This is a genomic window from Pseudomonas sp. NMI760_13 (assembly GCF_021283245.1).
Classification (GTDB): Bacteria; Pseudomonadota; Gammaproteobacteria; order Pseudomonadales; family Pseudomonadaceae; genus Aquipseudomonas; species Aquipseudomonas peradeniyensis.
Genome location: NZ_JAJSRC010000005.1, coordinates 1 through 11,868 on the forward strand (window position 1 = coordinate 1; position 11,868 = coordinate 11,868).

The 11,868-nt window shown below is 66.0% G+C and carries 14 protein-coding genes; 7 read left to right on the forward strand and 7 right to left on the reverse strand.

Going from position 1 to position 11,868, the window contains the following annotated elements:
* Positions 1-431 precede the first annotated feature (431 nt).
* Together LU671_RS06785 and LU671_RS06790 are read right to left on the reverse strand one after the other, a co-directional pair.
* On the reverse strand, positions 432-662 hold the full coding sequence (locus LU671_RS06785; RefSeq protein WP_203646671.1) for a metallothionein: 231 nt from the start codon (positions 660-662) through the stop codon (positions 432-434).
* Complete coding sequence (locus LU671_RS06790) at positions 662-1,123, reverse strand: phosphotransferase system, HPr-related protein (RefSeq protein WP_232855100.1); 462 nt, start codon at positions 1,121-1,123, stop codon at positions 662-664. The genes LU671_RS06785 and LU671_RS06790 overlap by 1 nt, the downstream gene beginning before the upstream one ends.
* 157 nt (positions 1,124-1,280) lie before the next feature.
* On the opposite strand from LU671_RS06790, the gene ligD reads away from it, so the two are divergent.
* From ligD to LU671_RS06815, 5 genes are read left to right on the forward strand one after another with little or no spacing between them, the layout of a single operon-like run.
* Positions 1,281-3,743, forward strand: coding sequence for a DNA ligase D (gene ligD / locus LU671_RS06795; protein ID WP_232855101.1), 2,463 nt, complete (start codon positions 1,281-1,283; stop codon positions 3,741-3,743).
* Positions 3,743-4,765 (forward strand): acyl-CoA dehydrogenase, encoded by a 1,023-nt coding sequence (locus tag LU671_RS06800; protein ID WP_232855102.1) that lies wholly within the window; start codon positions 3,743-3,745, stop codon positions 4,763-4,765. Before ligD ends, LU671_RS06800 begins: the two co-directional genes overlap by 1 nt.
* A complete protein-coding gene (locus tag LU671_RS06805; protein WP_232855103.1) occupies positions 4,762-5,532 on the forward strand; it encodes a PIG-L deacetylase family protein in 771 nt (256 codons plus the stop codon). The genes LU671_RS06800 and LU671_RS06805 overlap by 4 nt, the downstream gene beginning before the upstream one ends.
* A complete protein-coding gene (locus LU671_RS06810) occupies positions 5,529-6,128 on the forward strand; it encodes a class I SAM-dependent methyltransferase (protein WP_232855104.1) in 600 nt (199 codons plus the stop codon). The genes LU671_RS06805 and LU671_RS06810 overlap by 4 nt, the downstream gene beginning before the upstream one ends.
* A complete protein-coding gene (locus LU671_RS06815) occupies positions 6,125-6,787 on the forward strand; it encodes a glycosyltransferase (RefSeq protein WP_232855105.1) in 663 nt (220 codons plus the stop codon). The genes LU671_RS06810 and LU671_RS06815 overlap by 4 nt, the downstream gene beginning before the upstream one ends.
* A gap of 14 nt (positions 6,788-6,801) precedes the next feature.
* On the opposite strand, the gene ku is transcribed toward LU671_RS06815, so the two are convergent.
* The 3 genes from ku to LU671_RS06830 form a co-directional block, all read right to left on the reverse strand.
* A complete protein-coding gene (gene ku, locus LU671_RS06820) occupies positions 6,802-7,638 on the reverse strand; it encodes a non-homologous end joining protein Ku (protein ID WP_232855106.1) in 837 nt (278 codons plus the stop codon).
* A 9-nt stretch (positions 7,639-7,647) separates the two neighbouring features.
* Entirely contained in the window at positions 7,648-7,785 is a 138-nt protein-coding gene (locus LU671_RS06825; protein ID WP_203646679.1) for a PSPA7_2676 family Cys-rich small protein, read from the reverse strand.
* Positions 7,786-7,925: 140 nt separating this feature from the next.
* Positions 7,926-8,114, reverse strand: a complete 189-nt coding sequence (locus LU671_RS06830) for a general stress protein (RefSeq protein WP_203646680.1) — start codon at positions 8,112-8,114, stop codon at positions 7,926-7,928.
* Between the two features lie 240 nt (positions 8,115-8,354).
* On the opposite strand from LU671_RS06830, the gene LU671_RS06835 reads away from it, so the two are divergent.
* Both LU671_RS06835 and LU671_RS06840 read left to right on the forward strand, forming a co-directional pair.
* A complete protein-coding gene (locus LU671_RS06835) occupies positions 8,355-9,566 on the forward strand; it encodes a multidrug effflux MFS transporter (RefSeq protein WP_203646682.1) in 1,212 nt (403 codons plus the stop codon).
* A gap of 5 nt (positions 9,567-9,571) precedes the next feature.
* Complete coding sequence (locus LU671_RS06840; RefSeq protein WP_232855107.1) at positions 9,572-10,204, forward strand: TetR/AcrR family transcriptional regulator; 633 nt, start codon at positions 9,572-9,574, stop codon at positions 10,202-10,204.
* 96 nt (positions 10,205-10,300) lie between these two features.
* On the opposite strand, the gene hpaR is transcribed toward LU671_RS06840, so the two are convergent.
* Complete coding sequence (hpaR, locus tag LU671_RS06845; RefSeq protein WP_203646685.1) at positions 10,301-10,723, reverse strand: homoprotocatechuate degradation operon regulator HpaR; 423 nt, start codon at positions 10,721-10,723, stop codon at positions 10,301-10,303.
* Between the two features lie 171 nt (positions 10,724-10,894).
* Positions 10,895-11,797, reverse strand: a complete 903-nt coding sequence (gene hpaA / locus LU671_RS06850) for a 4-hydroxyphenylacetate catabolism regulatory protein HpaA (RefSeq protein WP_028688922.1) — start codon at positions 11,795-11,797, stop codon at positions 10,895-10,897.
* Positions 11,798-11,868 lie beyond the last annotated feature (71 nt).

Below are 11,868 nucleotides of genomic sequence, written 5' to 3' on the forward strand. Positions count from 1 at the left end.
CGCAAAGTCACCTTTCCGCCCTTACGGCGGGTCCCTTTTTGAAGGATCAAAAAGGAACCAAAAAATCCTCGCTCCATCATCCGGCCCCTACGCTTCGCTCCGGGGTTCCCTCGCTTCGTTCTTGCTCCCGGGAGGACCGCGCTGAACGCCCCATCCTGGGGCGCAGCGCTTGACGGCCATCCATGGCCGTCACCTCCCTCCGCAAGAACTCCGCTCGGCCTCCTGAAGTCGCAATTGGCGGCGCCTGAACTATCGCGCACTTAGAAGCAAGATCAAGATCAAGATCAAGATCAAGATCAAGATCAAGATCAAGATCAAGATCAAGATCAAGATCAAGATCAAAATAACTACTGCTGCTGTGCGTACATTGATGTAGCAATTCGCTCTTCACCGGAGATTTCAACGAAAGGGCCGTCGAGAGTGAAAGAACCTTATGGCGATATAGGATCACTCGCCGGGAATGTTTCATCCAGCGCGTTATCGACATTACTCTCCTTCGGCCGGGTCATCTCACCACATTTGCAATCGGCCATACGACAAGGCTCCCCATCGCGATGCCCCGTCGCACAGGCTTCGCAGCAATAGGCCTTGCCATCCTGGACCACGGCATTGGCATCCACGGTGCAGGAACAGTGGTTGCAGGAACAGCGTTGCTCATTCATCACGGCTCTCTCCTGTCGTCATCAGACACCACCTCATCGACCCACGGCTCACCATCCAACGGCGCCGAGCGGGCCAGTTCGGCCTCGTCCAGGCCGATGCCACCACCGATCTCGTGGGCCTCCACCTGGCGCAGGGTCTGGTCGGCAGGTCCGCTGCCTGTGCCAGGTTCATGCGGGTCTCGAGCGCCGGTTTCATCGAACAGCGTATCCGGGCTCAAATCGTCGAGGGTGACATTGTCCTCGTGCAGGCTGTCGCCCAGGGTCTCGCCACCGGTCATGCCGCTTTCGGCGACGCGCCGGGGCGGGTAGTCCTCGGCGATCTCGCGCGCCGGACGCTCGTCGCCGACACGCCCCTGGCGCTCATCGCGGCGCTCGCTGAAATCCAGCTCGTGGACGCTGCCCATGCGGTCCTCGGTGTCGTCTATATCAACCTGCGGTCTTGGGTCATCGGATCTAGGCATGAACGTTCTCCGTCAGTGGGCTTCACACGGTCGACTGCCCCCACCAAGCAATGATTCAGAGTTTCTTCAAAAGGCACCGCCCCGCGCTTTTTTTGAACTCCGCGCCGCACCGCCGCCTCCCAATCCTGAGACCCCGCGAACCGTCCCGGAGCCCGCCATGGCCAAGCCCCTGCAGGAGTACCAGCGCAAGCGCGATTTCAACGCCACGCCCGAGCCGGCTGGCAAGCGCGCCAGGCCACGCTCGGCCCACGCCCTGCAGTACTGCATCCAGAAGCACGATGCCAGCCACCTGCATTACGACTTTCGCCTGGAACTCGACGGCACCCTCAAGAGCTGGGCGATCCCCAAGGGGCCCTCGCTCGACCCCAAGGTCCGGCGCCTGGCGGTGCACGTGGAAGATCACCCACTGGACTACGCCAACTTCGAAGGACACATTCCCGAAGGCCATTACGGCGCCGGTGATGTGATCGTCTGGGACCGGGGTGTCTGGGAGCCCGAGGGCGATCCGCATGAAACCTATGCCAAGGGCAAGCTGCGCTTTCGCCTGCAAGGCGAGAAGCTGTCGGGCATCTGGAACCTGTTCCGCACCCACCTGGCCGGCAAGAAAGAGCAGTGGATGCTGGTCAAATCCCATGATGGACAGGCGCGCAGCGAATCCGACTACCGCATCGTCGAGGCCCTGCCGGACAGTGTGCTTAGCGACCGCACCCTGCCACCGCGGCGCCCGACCAAGGCAACCGCTTCCACGCGCAAGCGCAAGGCCGGTCGCAAAGCCCTGCCGGCGCTGCTCCAGCCACAACTGGCGACGTTGCTTGACTCACCTCCCAGCGGCGACTGGCGTTACGAAGTCAAGTTCGATGGCTACCGGATCCTGGCGCGCATCGACGGTGACGACGTACGCCTGTTTACCCGCAATGGCCACGACTGGAGCGCGAAGATGCCTCGTCAGGTCAAGGCGCTCAAGGCACTGGGGGTCGACACGGCGTGGCTGGACGGCGAGATGGTGGTGGTCGACGACAACGGCGTGGCCGATTTCCAGGCCTTGCAGAACGCCTTCGACTCCGAGCACGACGAACGCATCACCTATTACCTGTTCGACCTGCCCTGGCTGGGCGGCGAGGATCTGCGCGAACTGCCGCTACAGGCCCGTCGCGCCACTCTGGCCAAGCTGCTGGAAGACAACGCTTCGCCGCTGCTCAGGTATTCCACCGATTTCAACGAGCCGGTTGACTCGCTGCTCGACAGCGCCTGTCGGCTGGAACTCGAGGGGCTGATCGGCAAGCGTGCCGACAGCCCCTACGTCGGCCGGCGCAGCAGCGACTGGATCAAGCTCAAGTGCAAGCAGCGCCAGGAATTCGTGATCGTCGGCTATACCGACCCCAAGGGCAGCCGCCACGGCTTTGGCGCCCTGCTGCTGGCCCTGCACGACCATGACAGCGGCCAGCTGCGCTACGCCGGCAAGGTCGGCACCGGCTTCAGCGCCGCCACCCTGGACAGCATCCTCACCCGACTGAAACCGCTGCAGACCGCCAAGCCGCCCTTGGCCAGCCCTCCCACCGGAGCCGAAGCCCGCGGCGTGCACTGGCTCAAACCGCAACTGCTGGCAGAAGTCGCCTACGCCCAGATGACCCGCGAAGGCATCGTCCGCCATTCAGTGTTCCACGGTCTGCGCGACGACAAGCCCGCCACCGCCATCGACCTGGAGCCAGCGATGCCCGCCAAGCACGTAGCACAACCCGAGGGCCTGGGCACCCTGCGCCTGACCCACCCCGACCGCGTGGTCGACGCAACCACCGGGGCCACCAAACGCCAGGTCGCACAGTACTACGCCCAGGTCGCCGACTGGCTGCTGCCGCAGCTCAAGGATCGGCCCGTGGCCCTGGTCCGGGCACCGGATGGCCTGGGCGGCGAGCTGTTCTTCCAGAAGAACGCCGGCCAGTTGCACATCCCCCACGTGCTCAGCTACAGCAAGGCCCAGGCCGGCCAGGCGGCCATGGTGCTCAACCGCGCCGACAGCCTGCTGGGCGCGGTGCAGATGAACACCCTCGAACTGCACACCTGGAATGCCACCACCAAGGACTTCGACAAGCCCGACCGCTTCGTACTCGACCTCGACCCTGATCCCGCACTGCCTTGGAAGGCCATGCTCGAGGCCACCCAACTGACTCTCACCCTGCTCGATGAGCTGGGCCTGAAGGTGTTCCTCAAGACCAGCGGCGGCAAGGGCATGCACCTTGTCGTGCCGTTGACCCGGCGCGCCGGTTGGGACGAGGTGAAGGACTTCAGCCACGCCTTGGTCGAGCACATGGCCGGCCTGTTCCCCGATCGCCTCAGCGCCGTGTCCGGGCCAAAGAACCGGGTCGGGCGGATCTTCATCGACTACCTGCGCAACGGCAAGGGCGCCACCACCGTGGCCGCCTACTCGCTGCGCGCCCGCGAGGGATTGCCAGTGTCGGTGCCGATCTGGCGCGAGGAACTGACTCAGCTTAAAGGCGCCAACCAATGGAACATCGGCAACCTGCAGGCCCGGCTTGCCGAGGTGGACGATCCGTGGGCCGACATGGCCAGGACCCGCCAGTCGATCACCGTGCGCATGCGCAAGCAACTGGGGATTGCCTGATGGAATCGACCCACTTTGATCAGCTGCTACACCGGCTCGCTGCTCGTTCGCAGCCCCTCGAACTCGAACCCTTGCTGCCGGAGCTGCTGCAGGCTCTGCAGCGCGAACACCTCGACCTGCTCCCCTTGCCGGGCCAGGGGCAGACCCTGGAGCGCTGGCGGGCACTGGCGCGGGTCGCCGCTTGCGATCTCAGCCTGGCCAAACTCTACGAAGGCCATACCGACGCCTTGGCGATCCTTGCCGAGTGCGGCGCCGCTCATCATGCCGGTGAAGGGACCTGGGGCGTGTGGGCTGCCGAACCGCCGGATGCCCGCACCCTCATCGTCGAACGGAACGGCGAGCAGGTTCGCCTGCAAGGCCGCAAGGCCTGGTGTTCGGGGGCGTTGCAGATCGACCGTGCGCTGCTGACCGCCTGGCAAGACGACCAGCCTCAACTGGTGGCCATCGAGCTGCGCCATCCCAGCCAGCGCATCCATGCCGACCACTGGCAGGCCGTCGGCATGGCCACCACCACCAGTGTCGCCATCGCGTTCGACGACTCGCCGGGGTTGGCCATCGGCAAGCCCGGCCAGTACCTGTCCCGTCCGGGCTTCTGGCACGGCGGCGCGGGCATCGCCGCCTGCTGGTACGGCGCCGCCGAAGCCTTGGCGGACTACCTGCGCGAACACTGCCGCAAACCCCGGCCCGACCCGCACGCCGATGCCCACCTGGGCGCGGTCGATGCCGCCTTGTTCGGGGCCCGTGCCGCCCTGCGCGAATGCGCCGCCTGGATCGACCGGCACCCTCACGACGATGCCAGTTTCGAGGTGCGCCGCACCCGCGCCCAGGTCGAGCAGGCGGTCGAGTTGGTCATCCAGCATGTCGGCCGGGCGCTGGGCGCCACACCGTTCTGTTGCAGCAGCCATTTTGCCCGGCTCAGCGCCGACCTGCCGGTATACCTGCGGCAAAGTCACGCAGAACGCGACCTGGCCGAGCAGGGGCGGCAACTGACCGACATGCCTGCAGGAGCATGGCAACTATGAGCCAGAATCTGATTCAGACCGCTGACGGCACGCCATGGAGCGCCTGGCAGCAATCCGCGCACCTGGCCCGGGCCACCTGGCTGACACCCGACCGACTGTGCCCGCCCGGCAGACGGCTAGTGCTGCTGGCGCCGCACCCGGACGACGAAATCCTCATGGCCGGCGGCCTGTTGGCCAGCTTCCACGGCCGGGAACAGGACCTGGTGCTGATTTCCGCCACCAACGGCGAGGCCAGCCATCCGCATTCCAGCCAGTGGACCGAGCACCGCCTGCGCCATCAGCGCCCCCTTGAGAGCCGCCATGCCCTGCACAAGCTGGAGCTGGACCTCAAACGCGTCGATTGGCGACGACTCAATCTCAAGGACGGCGCCCTGCCACGCGACGAGGCTTTCCTGGTCACGCACCTGGAACAGTTGCTCCAACCCGACGACCTGCTGCTGACCACCTGGCGTGGCGATGGGCACTGCGATCATGAAGCCGCCGGCCGCGCCTGCGCCCGGGCGGCCCAGTCGCGCCGCGCGCAGTTGGCCGAAGTACCCGTGTGGGCCTGGCACTGGGCCGTTCCCGACGATCCGCGCCTGCCTTGGCCCCAGGCATATCGCCTCCAGCTCGACGAAGCGCGCCTGGCGCGCAAGCGCGAGGCCCTGGCCGCCCATGCCAGCCAGTTGCAGCCCGATGGCGATCGTCCGCCGGTACTGCCCGAACAGCTGCAGACCTGCCTGCTGCAACCCTTCGAACTGGTCTTCCTGTCAATGGAGTCGCCATGAGCCTCGACGCGCAGTACTTCGCCGACCTGTATGCCGGCAACGATGACCCGTGGGCCTTCCGTACCCGCTGGTACGAACGACGCAAGCGCGACCTGGCCCTGGCCAGCCTGCCGCGCCAGTGCTACGCACGCGTGTTCGAGCCGGCCTGCGCCAACGGCGAATTGAGCGTCCTGCTGGCCGGGCGCTGCGCCGACCTGCTGTGCCAGGACATCGACGCCACCGCCGTGGCCCTGGCCCGCCAGCGGCTGGCAGGCGTGAGCCATGCCCGCGTCGAACAGGGACACCTGCCGGGCGATTGGCCGGGCGGGCAGTTCGACCTGATCGTGCTCAGCGAGATCGGCTACTACCTGGACCCCACCGAGTGGCTGCAGGTGATCGAGCAATCGGTGGCCAGCCTGAGCCATGGCGGCGGCCTGCTGGCCTGCCACTGGCGCCATCCCATCGCCGGTTGCCCGCAGGATGGTCGCGAAGTCCATGGTCTGCTGGCCCGACACCTGCCGCTGTACCCGCTGCTGCGCCACGAGGAGGCGGACTTCCTGCTCGAGTACTGGTCGTGCCAGCCCAGCCTCGTGGACCTGGACGAGACCTGCCCATGATCGCCGTCATCATTCCGGCCCACAACGAGGCCCGCCGCCTCGGGCACTGCCTGGCCGCCGTCAAGCTGGCGGTGGCGCGGGCCGAGGCGGCGGGCCTGGTGGTCGAGGTGCTGGTGGTGCTCGATCGCTGCGTCGACGCCAGCGCGCGCATCGCTCGTCGTCATGGCGTGCACACCCTGGAACTGCAGGCCGGCAACGTCGGCTTCGCCCGGCGCCTGGGCGCGGCGTGGATGATCGAGCGCGGCGCCCAGTGGCTGGCTTTTACCGATGCCGACAGTCGCGTGCCCCAGCACTGGCTGGTGTCGCAACTGCAATGGCATGCCGACGCGGTCTGCGGCACGGTGCACATCGAGCGCTGGCAGCCCTGGCACGGCGCCGCCCTGCGCCAGTTGTACCGTAGCCGTTACCAGGCCCGGGACGGGCATCGGCATATTCACGGCGCCAACCTGGGCGTCTGCACCAAGGCCTATGAGCGCGTCGGCGGATTCCAGCCGTTGCCAGCCCACGAAGATGTGCAACTGGTGCTGGCCCTCGAGGCCAGTGGCGCGCAGATCGTCTGGACGGCGGCGCACAGCGTGGCCACCAGCAGTCGCCGGGACAGCCGCGCTCGCCAGGGCTTCGGGGACTACCTGAATGGACTGGAAGGGCAACTGCCGTAACCTCTGCGCAACCGCTATGACGCTTTGCGCGGTCGCTTGGTCGCCGGTTTCTTCGCCCTGGCCTTGCCACCCAGGCTGCGCTTGAGCAGCTCGGTAAGGTCGATGATGTCCGCGCCCTTCTCCGCCGGCGCGCCCTCGCCTTTGTCCACGGTCTCGATCTTGCCCTTGCTGGCCTTCTCTTCCACCAGGTCGAGGATGGTCTGGCGAAAGGCATCATGGTACTCGTCGGGCGTCCATGGCCCGCTCATGTCTTGCACCAGCTTCCTGGCCATGTCCAGTTCGCGCTTGTCCAGCTTGCTGTTGGTCACACTCTTGTCCAGTTCCAGCGACTCCAGGCCGCGCACCTCCTCGGGCCAGCGCAGGGTGATCATCACCAGCGCGTCCTCCAGGGGGCGCAGTAGCGCCAGGTGCTGGCGGGTGTGCAGCACCACGGTGGCCAGGGCGACCTTGCCGGTGCTGTGCAAGGTCTCGCGCAGCAAGGCGTAGACCTTGCCGCCGCGGCGGTCAGGGCTCAGGTAGTAAGGCGTGTCGAACTGTTGCAGCGGGATCTCCCCGGCATCGATGAAGGAAAAGATCTCGATGGTCTGGGTCGCCTCGGGCCGGGCCTTGCGAATCTCCTCCTCGCTGATCACCACATAGCGGCCCTTCTCGTACTCCACACCCTTGACGATGTGCGCCTTGTCGATCTCCTTGCCGGTCACCTTGTTCACCCGCTTGTAGCCCACCGGCTCCATGCTGCGTTTGTCGAGCCAGTCGAAGTCGACGCGTTCGGTACGCACGGCGGTGTTGAGGGAGACGGGGATATGCACGAGGCCGAAGCTGATCGCACCTTTCCAGATTGCCCGGGACATGGTCGGCTCCTACGCGTCGAACGGTTGGCCGGGCTGGCTGTAGCGCAACGCGCCGCAGCGCTCGCAGCACTGGCAGTCAAGCCCGGCGATTTCCCGGACCAGCAGGCTGCGCCATTGGCAGCCACGCAACAGGCAGACGAGTTTCATCAGCCACCTCCTTGGCCCGCATGTAGGGGCTCATACAAGGAATGACTGCACAGCATGTCAAAGGTTTACTCGATGTTTTCGGCCGATCCAAGTCGGGATATGCGCGGTACCAGGCGAACCCGGCACCGCGTGCCCTTCACTTACGAGCGGCCACCCTTGCGGCCGGACTCGGTCTGGCGGTTGTCGCCACTGCTCTGGCCGCCCTTGCGGCCGGCTTCGGATGCCTTCTCGCGGTCATTGGCGAAGTTGCCCGGGTTCTTCGATCCACCCTGGCTGCCGGTCTTGTTGCTGTCCTGGCGACCGGTCATGTTGCTGTCTTTATTGGCCATGGTTGCAAAACCTCATGTGGCTGTGGGATGCACGGCTGCATGCCGTACATGGTTGGGAGTACGGCGATAAGGAGGGATTCGGATTATTCCGGAGTGATCGGACCGGTGGCGCTAAACATGTCAATGCCCTGTATCTGGGACGCAAGGGGACGCAGGCATGGTTGACCCCTTCACGCACTCTGGCATAATTCGCACAACCTACCGGTCGGTAGGTTTATTTTGCCAACGGATTTTCCAGTCATGCCTGCTTCCAACCTGCGCTTCGCCGCCTCCCTCGCCCTGATCGGCGCCCTCGGCCCTTCGGCCATCGACATGTACCTGGCCAGCCTGCCGGAAATGGCCCGCGACTTCGCCACCGGCTATACCCAGGTGCAGCTGACCCTGACCGTGTTCCTGCTGGCGATGGGCGCTGGCCAACTGTTGTTCGGCCCCGTGGTGGATGCCCTAGGTCGTCGTCGTCCATTGCTCGCGGGCCTGATGGTGTTCTGCCTGGCCTCCCTCGGCGCCGCCGCCGCGCCATCGCTGGACACATTGCTGCTGGCACGCCTGGTCCAGGGCCTGGCCAGCGCGCTGACGCTGGTGGTGATCATGAGCATGGTGCGCGACAGCGCCGACGGCGCGCGGGCGGCGCAGATCTTCGCCCTGCTGATGACCATCGAAGGCCTGGCGCCGATCCTCGCCCCGGCGCTGGGCGGGGTGATCGACGCGGCCTACGGCTGGCGGGCGATCATGCTGGTGCTGGCCGGTCTGGGCCTGCTGACCCTGCTCAACTCGATGCTGACGCTCGACGAGACCTTGCCTGTGGCGCAGCGGGTACGCCTGGCGCCGACCAGTGTATGGCGCACCTATGCGCGCATCGCCGCCGACGGCGCGTTCCTGCGCCCTGCCCTGGCGTTGTCGGCGGTGTTCTTCTTCCTGTTCGCCTACATCGCCGGTTCCGCCTACGTGTACCAGCAGCATTTCGGTCTCTCCAGCGCCCACTTCGGCCTGCTGTTCGGGGGCTGTGGCGTGGCCATCCTGCTCGGCGCGGCGCTTTCCGGCTACTGGGTGACGCGCCACGGCGTGGCTCGCGTGGCCTGGTGGGGCGCGCTGTGCATGGGCGGCGGCGCGCTGCTGACGGTACTTGCCGGGCTGAGCGACGCGGACCTGGTGCTGCTGCTGGCGGGCGTGGTACTGGCGCTGTTCGGCTTAGGCATTTGCGAGGCCACCTTGATGGCCCTGGCGATGTCGTCGCAACAACGTGACGTCGGCTCCACCGCAGCGTTGCTCGGCGCCCTGCAACTGGTGATCTCGTCCAGTGCCACACCGTTGGCCGGGCACCTGGCAACGCTGGGGCCACTGGCCTGGGCCTGGCTGCTGGCGGCCGCTGCCCTGGTCATCGTCGGTTTGACCCGCGCCGCCGTGGCAAAGACAATCAGCGCCTCGCCCTACCCCAGCGCCAATCCGGAGTGACCGCCTTGAAAGCCCTGACCCCTTCCGCCGCGCGCATCTGCGACCATGCTGTCGAGCATTTTGCCGAACACGGCTACGACGGCTCGTCGCTGAACGAGATCGCCGTCCTGGCCGGCATGCGCAAGGCCTCGCTCTATGCCCACTTCACCAACAAGGACGCGTTGTTCGTGCGCGCCTTCGAACGGGCGCTGGCGGACGAGACCGCCTACGTCGAGGCCGGATTCGGCCATGAGGCGGCGGGCCGCGAGGCGCCGGGGCACTGGCACCCGCTGCACCTGGCCGAGCGCTACGCCGCCTCGGCCAACCTGCGCTTCGTGCTGCGCACGGCGTTCCTGCCGCCGGCACCGATCCGTGCGATCGTCACCGGCGGCTTCGAGGCCTACCTGGAGCGGATCCGCCTGGGCTTCTGCCAAGCGCTGCGCGAGCGCCACGCCTGGGCTCGCAGCGATGGCAACAAGCTGGAGCTGTATGGCGACGCGTACCTGGGGATCATCGACAGCCTGCATGTGGAGCTGCTGTATGCGAACCCGGCGGTGTATGCGCGGCGGGCGGCTTCGTTGCTGAAGATTCTCGATGATTCGCTGTATCTGTGCGCAACCCCTGTAGGAGCGGCCTTGCGCCGCGAAAGGGGCGCGTAGCGGCCCCAGGATTTCAGCGTTGACGCATTAATCGACGGGGCTGCTACGCAGCCCTTTCGCGGCACAAGGCCGCTCCTACAGGGATTGCGCACGGCATCAGGGCCTGACCTTCTTCAACTCGTTCAACAACCCCATCAACTGCTCCAGCTTGTCCTCGCCGAACTGGCGCTGGATCTCCTGGTAATTGCGCTCCATCTCCTCGCTCATGGCCAGGAACGCCTGCTGCCCGCGCACGGTCAGGCTGATGAAGATCCGCCGCTGGTCCTCCGGCGACTTGCGCCGGCCCACCAGGCCGTCGCGCTCCAGGCGCTTGAGCACGCCGCTCATGCTCGGTTTGAGGATGCAGGCCAGGTCCGCCAGCTGGTGGCTTTCCAGCTCGCCCTGCTGGCGCAGGATGCGGATCACCCGCCACTGCTGCTCGGTCAGGTCATGGGCATTGAGGGCCGGGCGGAAGAACGCCATGGTCGCTTCGCGGGCCTGCAACAGGGTCAACGTCAGGGAAGGTCTAGGAGTGGTCATCAGGATAAACGGCTGGTTTTATTAAGATATTAATAAAGTGAAAACCATTTTCACCCGTGCTGTCCAGCCCCTGTGAAAAGTACCAGCGCTCCCGGCAAACGCCTATTTTCCAGGCGCCGCCTTCGTTGCACGATCAGTTGAAGCCTGTAGCCCGGAGCTGATCGCCCCATGTCAACGCAATCCCGCCTGGCGCTGGCGATACTCCCCCGGCGTCATCTGCGCATGGCGCTGGAAGAAGCGGCTGAAATACGCCGGATCCTTGAACCCCAGCCGATAGCAGATCTCGTTGGCCGAACCGCCGGTGTACAGCAGCAATCGGCGCGCCTCCTGCATCAGCCGTTCGAACACCAGGCGCTTGGACGGCAGGTCGGCCATGCGCCGGCACACATCGTTCAGCCGCGCCTCGGTGACGCCCAGCGCCGCCGCGTAGGCCGGCAGCGTCCAGTGGTCGAGGTAGTGGCGCTCGATCAGCTCATTGAATCGATGAAACAGCTGCAGGTCCTCGTGCCGCGCAGGTGTGGCCTCCAGCGAATTGGCGCCCAGGCGCAGCAGGCTGATCATCACCAGGCGCGCCAGGTCCTGCACGGCGGTGCCCTGCCCGGCCTGGCCATGGCCGATTTCGTCGCCAAGCAGGTCGAACAGTTGCTCCAGGCGCCGCACCTCGCCGGCCGCCGCCCCCTGCAGGTGACCCAGGGCAACGCACGCCGGTTGCAGCCGCGGCCCCAGCGCCAGCCCAGGCTCGGCCTGCAGCAGTTGCCAGACCAGTTGCTGGCGCACGGTCAGCACATGGCCGTCGGCGTCGGCCTCGGTGACGAAGGCATGGGGAATGGTCGGCGGGGTGAGGAAGAACATCGGCCCGGACTCGTGGTAGCGCTGCTCGTCCAGGTACACCCGCACGCTGCCGGTCTTCACGTAGTGCACCTGGAAGAAGCGGTCGTGGCGGTGCACCGGCATGTTGCGGCCGAAGAATCCGGCCAGGTTGCCCAGGCGGTCGTAGTGCACCTCGCTGTCGCTATAGCGCTGGTCGTACACCTGACCGATGTTGATGTTGGGAATCGGCTGTCGTTCTTTCATTGTTGTTCTCGCAGCGGTGAAACGCGCCGGGGAAACCATCGTAGCACCACCGGCCAGCGGTAGACGCCTTG